17 protein-coding genes and 1 pseudogene are annotated in these 18,188 nt (G+C 44.6%); 15 read left to right on the forward strand and 3 right to left on the reverse strand.

Features of this window, described 5'->3' with window-relative positions; genetic code table 11:
• Nucleotides 1-76 precede the first annotated feature (76 nt).
• Both QUB56_RS20315 and QUB56_RS20320 read left to right on the forward strand, forming a co-directional pair.
• Nucleotides 77-3,172: a response regulator gene (locus tag QUB56_RS20315; RefSeq protein WP_332957618.1), complete on the forward strand. Its 3,096-nt coding sequence runs from the start codon at nt 77-79 to the stop codon at nt 3,170-3,172.
• Between the two features lie 10 nt (nt 3,173-3,182).
• Entirely contained in the window at nt 3,183-4,142 is a 960-nt protein-coding gene (locus QUB56_RS20320; RefSeq protein ID WP_332957620.1) for a diguanylate cyclase, read from the forward strand.
• Between the two features lie 793 nt (nt 4,143-4,935).
• Here QUB56_RS20320 and crcB read toward each other — a convergent pair.
• Complete coding sequence (gene crcB, locus QUB56_RS20325; RefSeq protein WP_332957622.1) at nt 4,936-5,334, reverse strand: fluoride efflux transporter CrcB; 399 nt, start codon at nt 5,332-5,334, stop codon at nt 4,936-4,938.
• A gap of 125 nt (nt 5,335-5,459) precedes the next feature.
• On the opposite strand from crcB, the gene QUB56_RS20330 reads away from it, so the two are divergent.
• From QUB56_RS20330 to vapC, 7 genes and pseudogenes are all read left to right on the forward strand, one after another.
• The gene (locus QUB56_RS20330; RefSeq protein ID WP_332957625.1) at nt 5,460-6,089 is read left to right on the forward strand and encodes a macro domain-containing protein; all 630 of its coding nucleotides are present in this window, start codon (nt 5,460-5,462) and stop codon (nt 6,087-6,089) included.
• 382 nt (nt 6,090-6,471) lie between these two features.
• The gene (locus tag QUB56_RS20335) at nt 6,472-7,077 is read left to right on the forward strand and encodes a hypothetical protein (RefSeq protein ID WP_332957626.1); all 606 of its coding nucleotides are present in this window, start codon (nt 6,472-6,474) and stop codon (nt 7,075-7,077) included.
• A 277-nt stretch (nt 7,078-7,354) separates the two neighbouring features.
• Nucleotides 7,355-9,139, forward strand: a complete 1,785-nt coding sequence (aspS, locus tag QUB56_RS20340; protein ID WP_332957627.1) for an aspartate--tRNA ligase — start codon at nt 7,355-7,357, stop codon at nt 9,137-9,139.
• A 346-nt stretch (nt 9,140-9,485) separates the two neighbouring features.
• Nucleotides 9,486-9,581: pseudogene (locus QUB56_RS37345) on the forward strand (hypothetical protein); the annotation flags it as partial.
• 33 nt (nt 9,582-9,614) lie between these two features.
• Nucleotides 9,615-11,690, forward strand: coding sequence for a WD40 repeat domain-containing serine/threonine-protein kinase (locus QUB56_RS20345; RefSeq protein WP_332957628.1), 2,076 nt, complete (start codon nt 9,615-9,617; stop codon nt 11,688-11,690).
• A gap of 450 nt (nt 11,691-12,140) precedes the next feature.
• Entirely contained in the window at nt 12,141-12,353 is a 213-nt protein-coding gene (locus QUB56_RS20350) for a type II toxin-antitoxin system VapB family antitoxin (RefSeq protein WP_096829519.1), read from the forward strand.
• Nucleotides 12,340-12,708: a type II toxin-antitoxin system VapC family toxin gene (vapC, locus tag QUB56_RS20355; RefSeq protein WP_332957630.1), complete on the forward strand. Its 369-nt coding sequence runs from the start codon at nt 12,340-12,342 to the stop codon at nt 12,706-12,708. The genes QUB56_RS20350 and vapC overlap by 14 nt, the downstream gene beginning before the upstream one ends.
• Nucleotides 12,709-12,819: 111 nt before the next feature.
• Here the strand turns inward: vapC and QUB56_RS20360 are convergent, their stop codons facing one another.
• Nucleotides 12,820-13,053, reverse strand: a complete 234-nt coding sequence (locus tag QUB56_RS20360; protein ID WP_006633397.1) for a hypothetical protein — start codon at nt 13,051-13,053, stop codon at nt 12,820-12,822.
• A 222-nt stretch (nt 13,054-13,275) separates the two neighbouring features.
• Here QUB56_RS20360 and QUB56_RS20365 point away from each other — a divergent pair, with 222 nt between their 5' ends.
• The 5 genes from QUB56_RS20365 (at nt 13,276) to QUB56_RS20385 (ending at nt 14,970) form a co-directional block, all read left to right on the forward strand.
• Nucleotides 13,276-13,500: a helix-turn-helix transcriptional regulator gene (locus tag QUB56_RS20365; RefSeq protein ID WP_332957632.1), complete on the forward strand. Its 225-nt coding sequence runs from the start codon at nt 13,276-13,278 to the stop codon at nt 13,498-13,500.
• 39 nt (nt 13,501-13,539) lie between these two features.
• Complete coding sequence (locus QUB56_RS20370) at nt 13,540-14,010, forward strand: GIY-YIG nuclease family protein (RefSeq protein ID WP_332957633.1); 471 nt, start codon at nt 13,540-13,542, stop codon at nt 14,008-14,010.
• Nucleotides 13,994-14,263, forward strand: coding sequence for a ribbon-helix-helix domain-containing protein (locus QUB56_RS20375; protein WP_332957635.1), 270 nt, complete (start codon nt 13,994-13,996; stop codon nt 14,261-14,263). The genes QUB56_RS20370 and QUB56_RS20375 overlap by 17 nt, the downstream gene beginning before the upstream one ends.
• Before the next feature lie 202 nt (nt 14,264-14,465).
• Complete coding sequence (locus tag QUB56_RS20380) at nt 14,466-14,645, forward strand: ribbon-helix-helix domain-containing protein (RefSeq protein ID WP_332957637.1); 180 nt, start codon at nt 14,466-14,468, stop codon at nt 14,643-14,645.
• Between the two features lie 118 nt (nt 14,646-14,763).
• Nucleotides 14,764-14,970: a ribbon-helix-helix domain-containing protein gene (locus QUB56_RS20385; protein WP_332957638.1), complete on the forward strand. Its 207-nt coding sequence runs from the start codon at nt 14,764-14,766 to the stop codon at nt 14,968-14,970.
• Between the two features lie 128 nt (nt 14,971-15,098).
• Here QUB56_RS20385 and QUB56_RS20390 read toward each other — a convergent pair whose 3' ends face one another.
• Nucleotides 15,099-16,529, reverse strand: a complete 1,431-nt coding sequence (locus QUB56_RS20390) for a glycosyltransferase family 87 protein (protein ID WP_332957639.1) — start codon at nt 16,527-16,529, stop codon at nt 15,099-15,101.
• 339 nt (nt 16,530-16,868) lie between these two features.
• Between QUB56_RS20390 and QUB56_RS20395 the strand changes: the two genes are divergently transcribed.
• Entirely contained in the window at nt 16,869-18,059 is a 1,191-nt protein-coding gene (locus QUB56_RS20395) for a M20 family metallopeptidase (protein ID WP_332957640.1), read from the forward strand.
• Nucleotides 18,060-18,188 lie beyond the last annotated feature (129 nt).

Below are 18,188 nucleotides of genomic sequence, written 5' to 3' on the forward strand. Positions count from 1 at the left end.
AACAAGAAGACCATCTAATTTTTGGTATTTTTTTTAAAAAACATCCTTAATTTTTATTGATAATTACTGACCTAAAATGCCTGATAACGTTACCACCCTCTCCCAAATCACTCCTTCTGATTTAACAAGTTTAGAGGAATGCACCGAAGAATCTGTGTATGCTCCCGGTCATATTCAGCCGCACGGAATCGTTTTCTTGCTGCAAGGAACTAATCTCAATATTTTACAGACAAGTGAAAATGTAGAAAAGTTTTTTGGTATTTCTGCAGAAGAATTGCTAGGTCAGCCATTGCAACGGTTAGTTGGTAAAGTTCAAGGACAAGAAATTGTCAGCAATATACATGAAACAACCATAAATTTTCATAATTCTTTCGATATAAAACTACCTGTAAAAGACGGCAAAATTCAAACATTTAGAAGCACACTGCATCAGATATCAGATGGGTGGATTCTGGAGCTAGAACCCCAATTCCCTACTGAAAACCATCATTCAATCGATTTCTACGATCGCCTGCAAACAGTTATCCTCAACCTTCGCAGTGCGATCGGTCTTTCTGATTTAGCTCAAACCATTGCTCGTGAAGTCAAAGCCATGACCGGGTTCGATCGCGTGATGGTCTATCGCTTTGAAGCCGATGAGCATGGGGTGGTGATTGCCGAAGAGAAAAAAAGCTATCTAGAAAGCTACCTGGGATTGCATTACCCGGCGATCGATATTCCCGTACCCGCCCGCAAATTGTTTTACCGCAACTGGGTGCGCCAAATTCCCAATATCAATTACACCCCGGCCCGCCTAATTCCCACCAACCATCCCCTAACCGATAAACCCCTGGATCTCAGTGCTTGCGTGTTAAGGGGAGTATCTCCCTACCACATTGAATATTTGCAGAATATGGGAGTTGCTGGGACACTGACAATTTCCTTAATTGACGATCGGCGCCTCTGGGGATTAATTGCTTGTCACCATTACAGCCCGCGATTGGTAGATTGCGACACTCGCAAAACCTGTGAATTTTTAGGACAATTTGCCTCGATCGAACTGGTGCACGAACAAGAGCGACAATTGAACGTTTACCGATCGCAGGCGAAAACCATTCAGGATCAAATTCAGCAGGCATTCCGGCGAGAGTCTAGTTGGAGCGAACAGGTATTGGCCCGAAATGCCTCTCAACTGCTAGATTTAGTTGGTGCTCGCGGGGTAGCAATTGTCCTCGATGGTCGCCTGACATTGGTGGGTCAAACACCATCTGAAGCGGAGGTGGGCGAGCTCGTGCAGTGGCTGCTGCAAAACAACCAAGAACGTGTGTTTGCAACGGCTTCTTTGTCTCAGTTGTATCCCCAAGCAAAGCAATTTAAAGATCGAGCTAGCGGTGTTTTAGCAATCTCAATCTTGCTATGCTACAACCAACAAAAGTCATACCACATCCTTTGGTTCCGACCAGAACAAATTCAAACCGTAAACTGGGCAGGAAATCCACAGGATGCTGTCTCGATCGACTCCATTGGAAAAATGCACCTGTGTCCCCGCAAATCCTTTGAAGTGTGGAAAGAGACAGTGCAGGAAATGTCTGATCCGTGGCAGATTGCAGAGTTAGAAGCAGCCGCGGAAATGAGAAATATCCTCATGCTGGCGGTGTTAGAAGTTTCGCAAGCTGCCCTAGAACAAGCCGCAGAAAGGGCAGCCATAGCCAACCGTGCCAAAAGCCAGTTCCTTGCGAACATGAGCCACGAGCTCAGAACGCCACTCAACGCCATTCTGGGATTTACCCAGCTAATGAACCGCAGCCCCCATATCCCAGAAGAATTTCAAGAGCATTTAGGCATCATTAGCCGTAGTGGAGAACACTTGCTGACATTGATCGACGATGTTTTGCAAATGTCTAGGATTGAAGCAGGGCACTTGGTACTGAGTACAAGCTGTTTTAATCTGCATCGACTGTTGGGTTCTATTAACGAGATGTTCACCCTCAAAGCGCCTGAGAAAGGGTTACATCTGAGCAGCGAGTGGGATGCTACTGTCCCCCGTTATGTTTGTGGGGATCAAGCAAAACTTCGCCAAATCTTGATTAATCTGCTTGGGAACGCGATCAAATTTACAACCACAGGAAGGATCGTGCTGCGCGGACGAGCTTTTTCATCAGATGATATGTCATCGGGTACGAATCGCGATCGCGCCACTAATCAACCCGATCTTCCATCAACTATTACCCTGTGTCTCGAAGTTGAGGATACCGGATCTGGTATTTCTCCCTCAGATTTAGAATCAATTTTTGACGCCTTCATGCAAACCGATCGCGGTCGTCACGATCGGGGAACAGGTTTAGGATTGTCTATCAGCCGTCAGTTTGCGCGTCTGATGGGAGGCGATATCACCGTGCGAAGCACCCTGGATCAAGGCTCGACTTTTACGTGCAAAGTCGTTTTGCAACTACCAGAGTCCGTTTATTTAGAGGAACCTGAAACGAGCGATCGGATTATCGGACTCGAACCCGGGCAACCTATCTACCGAATTCTAGTAGCAGAAGACGTTCCAGAAAATCAGCAACTGCTGGTGACACTGCTGGAGTCAGTTGGGTTTGAGGTGTGTGCGGTGGACAATGGGGCAGAGGCGATCGCTCGTTGCCAAACATGGCAGCCTGACCTGATTTTGATGGACATTCAAATGCCTGTCATGGATGGTTATGAAGCGACGAGACAGATTCGATCGCAACAGTCATCAGTCATTAGTCATGAATCCTCAGCAGACACGAGAGAGCAAATGTCACAGGACAACAGACAAATGACACGAATCATTGCCCTAACTGCCTATGCTTTTGAAGACGATCGCACCGCCAGCCTGGAAGCCGGTTGCGATGACTACATTGCCAAGCCGTTTACTGAAGCCACACTTTTCGACAAAATAGCTCATCTATTGGGTGTCCGCTACTGCTTAGCCGAACAAGTTGGGCTCCAGTCATCAGCTTCGCCACCTAAGATATTTACTCCAGACTTGAAAACGATGCCAACCAAGTGGATTGCAGAAGTTCATGAAGCAGCACTCGATCTTAGTGATAATAAGCTTTATCAACTTATCGCTCAAATTCCCAAGGACAAACAAGATTTCATCGAGGCGATGACATCTCTGGTTGATAACTTTCAGCTTGAAGCGATCGCAACTCTCACCCAGATTTAGGAAGAAGACCATGACAACTCTATTCCAACTTGCGGCCCAAACGAATATTCTCATCGTGGACGATAACCCCGACAATCTGCGGTTGTTAGCCAAAATTCTCGAGTCACAGGGCTATATTGTCCGTAAAGCCCTCAACGGCAGAATGGCACTCCAAGGTGTTCATCGCGACCCACCGACTCTGATTTTACTTGACATCAATATGCCCCAGATGAATGGGTACGAAGTTTGCCAAAAGTTAAAAGCATCTGAAGCGAGTGCTCAGATCCCGGTTATTTTTATCAGTGCGCTCGAACGACTCGAAAACAAGGTACAAGCCTTTGAAATGGGTGGTGTAGACTATATTACCAAACCCTTTCAAGAGCAGGAAGTGCTGATGCGAGTAAAAAATCAATTACTCATCCAAAAGCAACGCCAACAACTGATCGAACAAAATCAACGTTTAGAACACGAAATCCAGGAACGTCTGAGGGCAGAAGCAGAAGTAAGGCAGCTATCCGTGACCGATGAATTAACTGGATTATATAACCGACGGGGCTTCTTTTTGCTAGCAGAACAACAACTAAAAATTGCTCGACGCACGCAAACATCCTATTTTATTTTGTTCGCTGACTTAGATGGTTTGAAAAATATTAATGACACTTGCGGACACGAAATGGGAGACAGAGTAATCGTTGATACAGGTCAAATATTGAAGGAAACCTTTCGCGAGGCGGATATTGTGGCTCGACTGGGAGGAGATGAGTTTGCTATATTTATTCCTACTTTTTCGGGTGATTTATCTAATTTTTATATTCGCTTGCAAGAAAATGTAGAGCGCTTTAATCAGCAGTCCGAGCGAGCTTATATATCCATAAGTCTTGGTGTGCAGTCGGGGGATTTAAATAATGAATTTTCCTTAGAACAATTGGTTGCCAAGGCTGACAAACTTATGTACGAGCATAAACGCACCAAACGCTGTTTAAATTGTTAACCGTTCTTTTGAGAACAGCGCTATCTGAGCGCCAGAAGGATTATTTATTAAACATGATATAAACCGAGAAAGAGTAAACTGAAAACAAGAGAGGGTGGCAACCCCGTTAAAAGCCCTCCCTGTATTAGGTTAAGGGAACTTGCGATCGAAAAATGTCGTGGGTATTTTCCACAACCCCGATCTAAAATCGACTGATATCAACTCCGCTAGCATCGTCGGGCGTAAAATCGAATCAACAGTCAATACTCATATCATAACTGGTTCCCAGGCAGAGCCTGGGAATCGATGTCCAGAGGCTCTGCCTCGGCCCAGACTATGGAGGCTCTTCCTCCGGATCTGTGTTACCAGGCTCTTCCTGGTAACGAGTATAATGATGTTGACGGTTGACGGTTGACTGTTCACGGCGTCAACAGTCAACCGTCAACAGTGAACTCGAATTTACTATTCCGATGCTAACGGATTTGATATCAACTATCATTCAGTTTTTCGACCTGCCCGTTAACAGTCAATCGATTTTAGATTTTAGATTTTAGATTTTAGATTGAACTTCTAGGAAGAGCCTCAATTGCGGAGGAAAATTGGAGGCACAGCCTCCTTTCTCTGCGTTATCAGGTAGAGCCTGGAAGTCAAACAACACAGTCAACAGTCATCAGTCAACAGTCAACATTCAACATTCAACATTCAACAATAATTCCGGTGCAACCGGAATTGATATGAGTGATGCTGTATGGGTTGGGAGTTTGCCTGCAGTTGCATTTTTAAAACTGGTATTATTTGCACAAACCGATTTTATCTATTTACCCGATCGCGCTAGAATCACACCTAACTGAACTGCAATTACTCCTAGTATGGCACTGCCTGCCCAGTAAAAAGCGGCGATGCTGTAAGATCGATCGCGCCACAAGACATTCGTCTCTAAACCGTAAGTTGAAAAAGTAGTATAAGCCCCCAAAAATCCCGTTGCTACCATTAACCGCACTTCCGGCCCAATAGTCGCCGCCCGTTCAAAAGCGAGGGTGATAAAAAATCCCATAGCCAAGCAACCCGTGATATTAATAAAAAAAGTTCCGTAGGGAAAAGCCGTACCGAAACGATTGGCAAACCACAAGGTGATATAATACCGGCTCAAAGCGCCGGCAACGGCACCTAAACTAATGGCGATCGGGTGGCGGAGATTCGGGTCTTGCAGCATACAGCGATTTTAGATTGGCCTGACATTGAGAGGAATTTTAGATTTACTGCGCTCCTGTAAAGTATTGTATGATTAAATTGGCGATCGCTCTGGGCGTTCGCAATTAAAATAGATAGAGAGTATTTATGCAAATTGTGCTGGCTGCCGTAGACGATGACTTAGTTAGAGCGTGGGAAAGCACTTGCGGCAAGATGGAGAGTGTAAAGATACACCGCGGCTCAATCTTTGATGTGAAATGCGATGCTATTGTTAGTCCGGGGAATAGTTTTGGCTTCATGGAGGGCGGCTTAAATTTAGAAATTTCGGAATTTTTTGGAGGGCAGGTTCTGGAACGCCTGCAAAAACTAATTCAGACTCGCCATCACGGGGAACTCTTAGTAGGACTAGCAGAAGTTGTAGACACCGATCATGCTAAAATTCCCTACTTAATAGCTGCCCCAATAATGCGCGTTCCCACAGTTTTAAGAGAGACAGTAAATGTCTATCTAGCAACCAGGGCTATTTTAACTCTCGTAAAATTTGGCACAGTCCCAGACGGAACGCCAGTCAAACATATCATTGAAACTATCGCTATTCCCGGCATGGGTACGGGACAGGGCAAAGTGCCGCCACATATCTGCGCCAATCAGATGAAAGTCGCGCTGGAAAATATCCTCCTATCTAAATACGAATTTCCTCAATCTTTGCTGCAGGCTCAAAAAGATCACCACTTGTTATATGCGAGCAAGGTCGAAGATTTACAGTGGGAAAAATGAAAGGATTGAATTTTAAACTTTTCTAGTGTTGAGAAACAAATTTTATTGGTGCTGTGTGTTTTGGGTGGATCTACTAATTAAAAAATTAAGTACGCTAAACCGTACCTGCAAGTGGGCGGTATCCTACACAGGAGATTAATTTGGGTAAATATAATGTAAAATAGAACCGAGGCTGAGCAACTACGGAAACGCGGATTTAAAATTTGATGAAGCTGGAACAATAATTGCCTAGTTCTTATTAAAAGCCAGAAGCAATTCGGGCGCTACACGTACCAAGTCTGTATTAAAGGCCAGAAGCAATCCGGGCGCTACACATACAAAGTCTGCCTCCGGGGACTGTTAGTTTTTTTCAAAAAGTTTACTACGAAAGGAGAAGATTGATATGACAGATCCAAAAGTAACCGAGGAACCAATTTTAGAGGCAACTCTCGAAACGACGGCGATCGTCAAAAAAGAGATGCCCGACGCGACTGATGAGGCGATCGCAGAAACTGCGGCGCTGTTTGAAGCAATTAAAAAACGCGCCGCCGCCGAAGTGCAAGCAGCGGGCGAACTCACCCGCGAAGCTTATTTAAAAGCTGTGAATAAGGCCTCCGAGGCGATCGAAGAAAATAAGGATCTCGCCCACGAGAGAGTCACAGAAGCAGTCAGCCTGATTAAAAAAGAAGCTGAGAAAAATTGGCTGGTGGTAGATGCGATTAAAACGCGGGCGCAAGCGCAGGTGCAAGAGGCCGGGGAAGTCAGTCGCGAAGCTTATTTGAAAGCAGTGCGACAAGCGCGAGAAGCGGTGGAACAAAATACATTCATCGAACGATCTCGCGTCGAACAAGCTGTTGACCACATTCACACGGAAGCTGAAAAGAATTGGCACCTTATTGTGAAGCAAATTGAGTCGATCGGCACTCGCTTGACGGATGCGGCTAAGTCTGCATGGAACGCGCTGACGGCGTTTTTTGACAAGTCTCACAGCGATCGCCCAGATTCCTAGAAGATTTGCCACAACAGTCTGGCGATCGTTGATGAGACATCAATTGCAGGCATTCGTTCGCCATAACAGGAAATTATCTGCGTTTATCTGCGTTTATCTGCCTCAATCTGCGGTTGACCTATCAATCAAAGATTTGTGCAATAAGTCTAATGTACAGCCCGCCGGGTTTTGAACCCCCGGCGGGCTATTAGCTATTGAACCTGCATTTGCATTCAGCAACTGTTTCAGGCATACTGCATAATTAAAAAGCTTTATTTTTAGTCCACAACCCCCAATTATGAGAACTTACTACTGCGGCGAACTGCGAAGCGAACACATCGGAGAGACTGTCACCCTTTACGGCTGGGTGGATCGCCGCCGCGATCATGGCGGGGTGATTTTTCTGGACGTGCGCGATCGATCGGGTATCGTGCAAATTGTCAGCGATCCTGAACGCACGCCCGATTCCTATCACGGGGCTGAGGCTTTGCGCAGCGAATACGTGGTTAAAATTACCGGGCGAGTCACCGGCCGCCCCGCAGATTCCCTCAACCCCAAATTGCCTACGGGTGAAGTAGAAATTTATGCTGACGAAATTGAGTTGTTAAATGCGGTTCGCAAACAGTTACCGTTTCAGGTGGCGACGGCGGAAAATGAAAGCGTGCGGGAAGATTTGCGGCTGAAATATCGCTATTTGGACTTGCGGCGCGATCGCATGAGTCGCAATTTGCAGCTTCGCCACCAAGTTGTCAAAGCTATGCGCCGCTACCTGGAAGATGTGGGAGGTTTTATTGAAGTTGAAACACCGATTTTAACGCGATCGACTCCTGAAGGTGCGAGAGATTATTTAGTGCCCAGCCGGGTCAATTTGGGCAATTGGTACGCTTTGCCGCAGTCGCCGCAGTTGTTCAAACAATTGTTAATGGTTTCGGGTGTGGACAGATATTATCAAATTGCCCGCTGTTTCCGCGATGAAGATTTGCGCGCGGACAGACAGCCGGAATTTACACAATTAGACATGGAAATGAGTTTCATGTCTTTAGAAGAAGTTATCGAATTAAACGAAGGTTTAGTCTCCCAGATTTTCCAAAGTGTCAAAGGCGTAGAATTGACCCGTCCTTTTCCGCGCTTGACTTACGCTGAAGCAATGGACCGCTACGGTAGCGACAAACCAGACACTCGCTTCGGTTTGGAATTAGTCGATGTTTCCGATTTGATGAAAGATTCGGGATTTAAGGTATTTTCCGGGGCGATTGCTGCGGGCGGAATTGTGAAAATTTTGCCGGTTCCGGGCGGGAATGAGGTTTTTTCTAATGAGCGGATTAAAAAAGGCGATTTGTTTAAGGAAGCCAGCGAAGCCGGTGCGAAGGGATTGGCTTACATCCGGGTGCGGGAGAATGGCGAAATTGATACGATCGGCGCAATTAAGGATAATTTGACGGAAGCACAAAAACAGCAATTGCTCGATCGCACGGGCGCGCAACCAGGTCATTTGTTGTTATTCGCAGCGGCTGACGCGATAACTGTCAATAAGACTTTGGATAGATTGCGTTTGTTCGTGGGTAACGAATTGGGATTGATTGATAAAGACAAGATGAATCTGCTGTGGGTGACTGATTTCCCGATGTTTGAATGGAACGCTGATGAGAAGCGTTTGGAAGCTTTGCACCACCCGTTTACTGCGCCGCATCCCGACGATATTAATGATTTGAAAACTGCGAGAGCTCAAGCTTACGATTTGGTGTTAAACGGTACAGAAGTCGGCGGCGGTTCTCTGCGGATTTATCAGCGGGAAGTTCAGGAAAAGGTGTTTGAGGCGATCGGCTTATCGACTGAGGAAGCTTACAATAAGTTTGGCTTTTTGTTGGAGGCGTTTGAGTATGGAACTCCGCCCCACGGAGGCATTGCTTACGGCTTGGATCGGTTGGTGATGCTGTTGGCTGGTGAGGAATCGATTCGCGATGTGATGGCGTTTCCGAAGACGCAGCAGGCTGCTTGTTTGCTGACGAATGCGCCGTCTGGTGTGGATGAGAAGCAGTTGAAGGAGTTGCAAGTGCGATCGACTTATACGCCGAAGTCATAAGTATGTAAAACACCTTCAATGAATAGTGGATGGGTGGCGAGAAACCGGGTTTTTTCCAGAATACTCGTCACACCTCCCAGAAACTGCGAAAAACCCGGTTTCTTTGATTTGCGGGTAATCAGAAATTCACAAATGATTTAGGATTGCTATAGATGTAATGACTTTTCCGAAGACACAGCAAGCGCGTTGTTTGTTGACAAATGCGCCGCCTGGTGTAGATGAGAAGCAGATGAAGGAATTACAGGTCTTGTCAGACTCAGCGATTTCACCTTTGTCCTATTATTCGATTCCATATCTGGGTTATCATTTTAGTTAAGCGCCTCCATCTTGATTGATCTTCCCAGTTATGTCACCCCAACCCTGTTACTGTATCAATCCTGCCTGTCAACAACCAGATCACCCCGAGAATAACAATTCTAACACTCCCTACTGTTTAAGTTGTGGATCACAATTGTTGTTAAAGGGTCAATTTCGGGTGAGTCGTTTGTTAAGTGATGATAGTGGTTTTGGCAATATTTATGAGGTTTTTCAGGGCTTTTCCGCGAAGATTTTAAAGGTATTAAAGCCCGAATGGAATAATCAACCGAAGGCGATAGAATTATTTAAACGGGAATATGAGGTTTTAAAGGAATTAAGTCAACAAGGTGTCAGAGGGATTCCCCAAGCGGAAAGTTATTTTGAATATACCACCAAACCAGGGTTAAAATTATATTGTTTGGTGATGGAAAAGGTCGAGGGTGTTGATTTGATTCAATGGTTAAATAATAATGGCAAGGTGAATCAAACTCAGGCTTTAAAATGGTTACGAGAAATTGTTTTAATTTTAGATAAAATTTACCAGAAAAAATATTTCCATCGGGATATTAAACCGCATAATATTATGATGCGAAATAATGGAGAATTGGTGTTAATTGATTTTGGCACAGCTAGGGAAGAAACGCAAACTTATTATCAAAAAGTACAGGGTGGACAAGTTACGGGGATTAGTTCCGTAGGTTATACACCCATTGAACAACAACATGGTCAAGCTGTGGCACCGTCTGATTTTTTTGCGTTGGGGCGAACTTTTGTCCATTTATTCACAGGAAAACATCCTTGTGATATGTATGATCCTATGAGGGATGTTTTAAGTTGGCGTGGATATACGGAAAATATTAACCCCTTACTATTAGATTTGATTGATGATTTAATGGCTAGATTAGTGGCTGATCGCCCTCAAAATACTCAGGTTATTTTACAACGATTAGAGCGTATTGAACAGAATTTAAAACAACCTCAAAATCCTGTACCTCATCCTGTACCGATTTCACCTCCTCAATTCCCCAAAAAACAGATTAGAAACAGTTTGATTGTTGTCGGAAGTATTACTTTATTAGGTTTAGGAATTGTTTCTTTACGTCAACCTTCATCAGTTGTGACAACCAATCAACCAACAGAAACACCAACCCCGATAAATACTCCTAGGTTAACACCAATTCCTAAAACAACACCGACTCCAATAGAAACACCGACTCCTGAAACTATTGTGACAACCAATCAACCAACAGAAACACCAACCCCAATAAATACTCCTAGGTTAACACCAATTCCTGAAACAACACCTACTCCAATAGAAACACCTACTCCTGAAACTATACCTATTCAACTCATTAAATATACAAAAATCTCCCTTGCTCAAACCCTCTCAGGTCATTCTGAGTCTGTTAAGTCTGTAGCATTTAGTCCAGATGGTAGGGTTTTAGCCAGTGTGAGTTCTGACAGAACCATCAAATTGTGGGAGGTGAAAACGGGAAGGAAAATCAACTCTCTCCCTGGTTATTCTGATGGGGATAGGGTTAGATGTGCAGCATTTAGTCCAGATGGTAAGGTTTTAGCTAGTGGGGGTTATGACAAAACCCTCAAATTGTGGGAAGTCGCAACGGGAAGGGAAATCAACTCTCTCAAAGATCATTCTGATTCGTTTATTGTAGCATTTAGTCCAGATGGTCAGGTTTTAGCTAGTAGGGAGGGTAATGACAGTACCATCAAATTGTGGGAGGTGAAAACGGGAAGGGAAATCAACACTCTCTCAGGTCATTCTAGTTCTGTTAAGTCTGTAGCATTTAGTCCAGATGGTAAGGTTTTAGCTAGTGGGAGTTATGACTATACAATCAAATTGTGGGAGGTGAAAACGGGAAGGGAAATCAACACTCTCTCAGGTCATTATCATCCTGTTTATTCTGTAGCATTTAGTCCAGATGGTAAAGTTTTAGCCAGTGGTGGGGAGAAAACCATCAAATTGTGGGAGGTACAAACGGGAAGGGAAACCAACACTCTCTCTGGTCATTCTTTTTTAGTTGAGTCTGTAGCATTTAGTCCAGATGGTCAGGTTTTAGCTAGTGGGAGTAGGGACGAAACCATCAAATTGTGGGAAGTCGCAACGGGAAGGGAAATCAACACTCTCTCAGGTCATTCTGGTCCTGTTAATTTTGTAGCATTTAGTCCAGATGGTAAGGTTTTAGCTAGTGGGAGTGATGACAAAATAATCAAATTGTGGAGGGTGGGAAATTAGTTTTTTTGATTCCAAAAACCGGGTTTATTACTAAGTTGATGGTTTCCCTAAGATAGGGTGGAAAGAAACCCGGTTTCTGAGGCTAGGGTGGAGAGAAAAGAAACCGGGTTTCTTACTAAGTTGATGGTTTCCCAACGCGGCTTGTAAGTATCATTACACTGAATAGCTGAGCGAAACGAAGCATCTCAGAATTACATTGAAATGCGTAAGTCATAATTATTAAACACCTTGACAATTTAACCAGTTGTAGATTCCAGACTTCTTGAAAAAGTCGGGAATCTGGGTATAATATAAAAAATGATTCCTTGCATCCAGGACTGTGAAAACAAGAAATTGTTTTCCCGTTAAGACTTTTTTAAAGGCTATGGCAGTAATTACGATTCAAGTTACGGATCAAGAAATTGCGATCGTGGCTGGTAAGTATCATTACAATGAGATGAAAGATTAACTATGAAAACCCCCGTTGAACTTAACGAAGAGTTGGTTAAAGAAGCATTTCGCTTAACCAATTTCAAGACAGAAAAAGAACTGATAGACTTTGCTTTGCAAGAATTAATTCGCACCCGTAAAAAGCGGAATTTACTCGATTTAAGCGGACAAATTCAATTTTCGACTGACTACGACTACAAAGCTTTGCGGGAAAACCGAAATGTTTCTGATTGATACCTCAGTCTGGATCAGCCTTTTCCGCGACAGGACAGGTGTAGTACGCCAATCCCTGGAAGCAATAATTAATGATGAAAGTATTTTTTTGAACCGATTTACTCAGATGGAGCTTTTGCAAGGTTGTCGAGACGATCGCGAGTGGACACTATTAGAAACTTATCTCCAAGAACAAGACTACATCGAGTCTACGCCTAATACTTGGGTAGCGGCTGCTCGGATTTATTACGATTTGCAACGACAGGGGTTGACGGTTAGAAGTAGTATCGACTGTTGCATTGCCCAACTCGCGATCGAACACCAACTTATTCTAGTTCATAACGATCGCGATTTTGAAACAATTCAGAGAGTGTGATCGCTCAATTGTTTGCGCTTCCGACCTGACAATAATTAAAGATTAATCTCAAGGTTAGAAATTAATCAGGCCGATCGCACTTCACAAAAAAAGTGCGATCGCCCTCAAACATTACTCTTTCCAGTAACGGGTTAAAATCCGAATTACCTCACCCGCTATCGGCGATGGTAGAGGCGGGCTCCATTCCCCAACTTCTGCAAAACCTAAAACGTGCAACAGATTAACGATACTTTCTACCGCTTTGGGAACGCCACACAACAGCAAACGAATCGGTTGCTTACCTTGAGGTACATCAGGAATTTCTTCCCGGAGCAGTTCGGGAACTGACTTTGGCTGTGATATCATAGACTTTGAATTACACGAATAGTGGAATTGCGATCGCCCTCAAGTTTTCCAGGCCAGGGGCGATCGCTTTTCCGTTTGTACATCCTCAGTCTAGTTCAATCGCTGCCGTTTGTCAATCGTTACGACAAAATAAATGGTCGTAGCGACAATTTAAGGGAGAGTCAAGGTTGCAGAATGGTAACATCTGCTTGCAATATCATGGCTAGCAGTTGAGAGTCAGTAGTGATCCGTTGGAAATTGGCAGTTGTGATGGCCGAGCGTAATATCAGCAATAAAGAGTTGGCTGCTTTAATTGGGATGCACCCAACTTCTGTGTCTAAAATCAAAACCCGCCGCCGACTCACCAGAATTGACGAAGCAACCCTTAGCGCTTTGTGCAGAGCACTGAACTGTCAGCCTGGGGACTTAATGGTTTACGAGGAGGACAATCCCGATGACTTAAAATGACATGATTAACACATTAGAGTGCAGCAGGAATGGAGGTTCATGAATCCAAATACGATTAAGCCACTAACTCTACCCTCACTGCTGCTGGCAGATCGCTCTCAACTGCCTGCGTGTCCTGCCGTATACTTCGTTTTAGACGGTGATGCGGTTTTGTATATTGGCAGAACTAGGAACCTTCAACAGCGTTGGCTAGCACATCATCGCTGGTATCAGCTAAAGGTAATGAGTGGTAATATTCGCATCGCTTGGCTCGAATGCAGCGATGCTAGTCTGCTGGTAGCTATTGAAAAAGCCTTGATTGAACACTTCCAGCCATCTCTTAACCGAACAAGGGTTGAAGGCGAACAAAACACGATCAAACTTGTAATTCCCAAGGCATTGAAGATCAGGTTCAAAGCCTTGTGCGTTCGTGCGGAAAGGGATATGAGCAGCGTCGGAGGTCAACTAATAGAAAACTGGTGTCAAGAGCAAGAGCAAGCCCAGGCGAAACGGGATGAGTCAAACACCTGAAGGGGCGACACCAAAGAGGCGTACAAAGAAAGTACGATCGATCTATGAAGTAAATTCCCAGTTGCCTAACTTGCCAGCAAAAAACCTAAAACGAGTCACCAGCTACGTTCCTCCAAACGCCTACAACGTCTTGGAAGATTGGGCCAAGAAAGAAGACCGGACAGTCAGCAATCTCGTAAGTCGGATTGTCTCTGAAGCTGTAGATGCTTACTTGGCTAAAAAGACTACAGAAGATGAACCCAGCAGCAATTAACCTTTGATCTCTACGCTGATGGGTCATTCTCAACTGCCAACCTGTCGGGCCGTTGATTTTGTGTTGGAGTGGGGTTTGGTTTTTGGGTGTTTAGATTACTTGAGCATAAACTAGATTGTGGTGTGCTACCTTGGCTTAAAATTTTTCTAAAAAATTTGCAGTCAGGTAAAATGACATCGTGAACACGCTACCCCCAAACAATGTGAGTCCTGCAAAATCTCCTAGAGTTGCCTTTTACCCGCCGCCCGAAATTAAGGAGAAGTTAGAAAAACTGGCGAGTATTGAGCGTCGTTCGATTTCCCAAATGGCATTACTTTTGGTGGAAGAAGGACTCGAAAGAGCGCAGAAGGAAGGCAAGTTTAATGAATCCAAAGACGATTAAACTAGCAACTACCACTGCGCGCGATCGCTCTCAACTGCCTGCGTGTCCTGCCGTGTAGTTTGTTTTGGACGGTGACGCAGTAAGGTACAATAGGGCAGTAAAAGCACAAATAACAGCCTTGCCAGCAAAACTCCCCAGAATAGTTGTATATCTTCCAGAAGAACTTAAAGCAGACCTAGAGCGGTTAGCCAAATCGCATTATCGGCCGGTCTCGAATATGGTGTTGACATTAATTCAACAAGCAGTAGATGAGGCTAAATCTGAGGGGAGAATTCAAAGCGAAGAGCGATCGCAGCAACAGAAAAGCGACAGCGACTCTGAATGATTTAACCGCAGAGGACGCAGAGAGCACAGAGGAAGAGAAGAGAGAGATGAATAAATTTGTTATAAAATGACATTTTGAACACCCTACCTATTACTTACTCTTGGCTAGGTGAATGTCTATTTCCTGCTTCAGCTCGGTAGGTCAAATTCAGCAACCTGTTTTTGACGAAGAGAGGTAATTGCTAAGACTAAAACACTTAAGGTAAGGCCTAAAATCGCATAACTCGGTAGTGAAAAAATAGTTACTTTAAACAAATAAGGCAATTCCCCCCCCTTCCAGTTCCACCGCTTTCCTAGAAACACCAACAGCCCGCCATGAATCACAGCGGTTTGCACCATGACACAGCCAACCCCCAATAACCAAACCGACATTCTTTGCCTAGAGAAGGCACAATTTTTAATCTGAAAACATAAATCATTCAGCAAAAAAACCACCGCCGGTGCTAACATCACAGAACTGGTGGGCTGAGAATAGTTGATAGCAATACTCAAAGTAGAAATTAGCACCATTTCAGATAAGTCAACCTTTTTTGACCAAGCATTGCGAGATTGTTTTTTGTAAAAATACCAACTCACTAAACCAACTAGCACCAGACACATAGAGTCAGAAAATAGCTTCGCCACCAAGGGACTATCGGGGAAAAATCTCGGCCCCATAACCCTTAAATCAAGGCGACTCATAGAAATATAAGCATTATTCGATGGATCGTTGAGCCAGAGTGGAAATCCCCGAGTTGCATCCTGTATAAATCCTGTTAAAGAATTGCCCGTTACAGCTAGACCTATAACTGCCAAAAAAGTTACCGTGACTATAGATATAAAAACTAGCTTAAACCGTCTTTTGATTAAAAAATAAGGAATAAACAATATAACTAAAGTTGGTTTAAAAAGGGCAACGCCTAATAAAACCCCTGCAATTATATCCTGATTTTTTTTAGCATAAATAAACATCCCTAACAGCATAACCGCAATAAAAGTTGCCACATTGCCAACTTGAAGATCGAAGACAAAACCGTAGAGGAATGCAACTGATATACTACAAATAGTCCGAAAAGCTCGTGAGTGCGACACCAACAAGATATTCGCTCCCCATAAAACAAAACCTGTGGCAATAAGATGCAGCCAAGTCCAGATTGTGAATGCAGTCTTCATCGGGAAATAGCCCAAAAACCACAGCAGAGGAATGATATTAGGTGGATAAACAAAAGATGGAATAAACCCACACACTTTAGTGATGCTACAGAAACCGATGTTAAACACCTCGACATTAAAGGGACTCAAATGCTGATGGGCTAATCTACTCGCTACATAAAACCACTTAAAATCCCAGTAAGGCGGATCCGGTCGATTAGTCAGATTGTAAACCAACCAACCCGTATAACAGAGAAATCGAGTGAGAACTAATACAATAACTGCTTGCAAAATAAAGTTAACGATAGGTTGACGAAAAAACAGAGTCAACCTTTCGATCGAAGGATGTTTTAAAAACAAAGAATCTTGCCATGCAGTTTTTTCGCTATCTAATCGCCAATTAAAATTGAGAAACAAAGCGACTGCCATTAGAATGATTACATTCCAGAATCCAAAGCTAATCATAAAAAATAAATTTAATAAATTTACTCTTTGATGATATCACAACCAGAAATCCTCAACTAAAAATCAGCATTTAAACCTAAAATATAGACTTTTGTTCCCCGTTTCAACCTAATTCTCTCTTCTATCTTTTCTCTGCGTCCTCTGCGCCCTCTGCGGTGAGAAAAAAAAATCTTATTCACCAACAAAATAGCATGGCCATCTAAAAGCCCGATCGCACTTTTGTGCCTTATAACCCTGTTCGCCCCCAAACATATGCGTTACCCTAGTTGACTACAACTTGTACCGCACTCCCCAACTAAATTCATGCTTTCTCGCATCAAAGAAGTAGCCGCCACCCTAGCACCCCGCTTAATCGAAATACGCCGGCACATCCACTCCCACCCCGAACTCAGCGGCCAAGAATATCAAACCGCCGCCTACGTAGCCGGAGTTCTCGCATCCAGCGGAGTTCACGCCATCGAAGGAATCGGCAAAACAGGAGTGCTCGGCGAACTCAAAGGCCACAGCAGCGACTCCCGGTGGCTGGCAATTCGCACCGATATGGACGCTTTACCGATTCAAGAACGCACAAACTTAGAATTTGCCTCCCGCAACGAAGGAGTCATGCACGCCTGCGGCCACGACATCCACACCACCGTCGGTTTGGGCGCAGCCATGATATTGTCTCAGCTAGAAGAAAAACTGCCCGGTCACGTCCGCTTCTTGTTTCAGCCAGCAGAAGAGATTGCCCAAGGTGCTCACTGGATGATAAAAGACGGGGCGATGCAAGATGTTGCCGGCATCCTCGGAGTGCACGTTTTCCCGACGATTCCCGGCGGTTGCGTCGGTATCCGCCACGGGGCACTGACGGCGGCTGCAGATGACCTAGAATTGATTGTGATGGGCGAATCCGGCCACGGTGCGCGTCCCCACGAGGCGATCGACGCAATTTGGATTGCTTCTCAGATAATTACCACCTTGCAGCAGGCAATTAGCCGCACCCAAAATCCTTTGAGGCCTGTGGTTTTGACGATCGGGCAAATAAGCGGCGGACGAGCGCCGAACGTGATTGCCGATCGAGTAAAATTATTGGGAACCGTGCGATCGCTGCATCCGGAAACCCACGAGAACCTGCCGGCTTGGATCGAACAAATTGTCTCCAGCGTTTGCGCGACTTACGGCGCTAAGTACGAACTCACCTACAAGCGCGGCGTGCCCGGAGTCCAAAACGACCCAAAACTCACACAATTAGTCGAAAGTGCGGCTTTAGAAGCTTTAGGGCGATCGCGCGTCCAAATTTTACCAGAACCATCCCTCGGCGCCGAAGATTTTTCGATGTACTTAGAACACGCACCGGGAACCATGTTTCGCTTAGGAGTGGGACTGACTGACAAACCCAACTATCCCCTCCATCACCCGCAATTTGAAGTTGATGAATCTGCGATTGTGACCGGCGCTGTCACCTTAGCCTATGCCGCCTGGCAATATTGGAAACAGCATCCAGGTTCACACTAATAGTCTTGAACGTATGGGTGGTCAGCTAACTAACCGTAGGGTACTTAGCGGCAAAAATGTTTAGTCTCTGGTAAAGACATTCAGCCCTGACCCACCCTACAATAACTACAATAACTAATGATAGAAAAT

This window comes from Microcoleus sp. AR_TQ3_B6 (genome assembly GCF_036702785.1).
GTDB lineage: Bacteria > Cyanobacteriota > Cyanobacteriia > Cyanobacteriales > Microcoleaceae > Microcoleus.

Coding starts and splice junctions, on each gene's coding strand:
- QUB56_RS20315 (WP_332957618.1), top strand. CDS start 77: ATGCCTGATAACGTTACCACCCTCTCCCAAATCACTCCTTCTGATTTA.
- QUB56_RS20320 (WP_332957620.1), top strand. CDS start 3,183: ATGACAACTCTATTCCAACTTGCGGCCCAAACGAATATTCTCATCGTG.
- crcB (WP_332957622.1), bottom strand. CDS start 5,334: ATGCTGCAAGACCCGAATCTCCGCCACCCGATCGCCATTAGTTTAGGT.
- QUB56_RS20330 (WP_332957625.1), top strand. CDS start 5,460: ATGCAAATTGTGCTGGCTGCCGTAGACGATGACTTAGTTAGAGCGTGG.
- QUB56_RS20335 (WP_332957626.1), top strand. CDS start 6,472: ATGACAGATCCAAAAGTAACCGAGGAACCAATTTTAGAGGCAACTCTC.
- aspS (WP_332957627.1), top strand. CDS start 7,355: ATGAGAACTTACTACTGCGGCGAACTGCGAAGCGAACACATCGGAGAG.
- QUB56_RS20350 (WP_096829519.1), top strand. CDS start 12,141: ATGAAAACCCCCGTTGAACTTAACGAAGAGTTGGTTAAAGAAGCATTT.
- vapC (WP_332957630.1), top strand. CDS start 12,340: ATGTTTCTGATTGATACCTCAGTCTGGATCAGCCTTTTCCGCGACAGG.
- QUB56_RS20360 (WP_006633397.1), bottom strand. CDS start 13,053: ATGATATCACAGCCAAAGTCAGTTCCCGAACTGCTCCGGGAAGAAATT.
- QUB56_RS20370 (WP_332957633.1), top strand. CDS start 13,540: ATGAATCCAAATACGATTAAGCCACTAACTCTACCCTCACTGCTGCTG.
- QUB56_RS20375 (WP_332957635.1), top strand. CDS start 13,994: ATGAGTCAAACACCTGAAGGGGCGACACCAAAGAGGCGTACAAAGAAA.
- QUB56_RS20390 (WP_332957639.1), bottom strand. CDS start 16,529: ATGGCAGTCGCTTTGTTTCTCAATTTTAATTGGCGATTAGATAGCGAA.
- QUB56_RS20395 (WP_332957640.1), top strand. CDS start 16,869: ATGCTTTCTCGCATCAAAGAAGTAGCCGCCACCCTAGCACCCCGCTTA.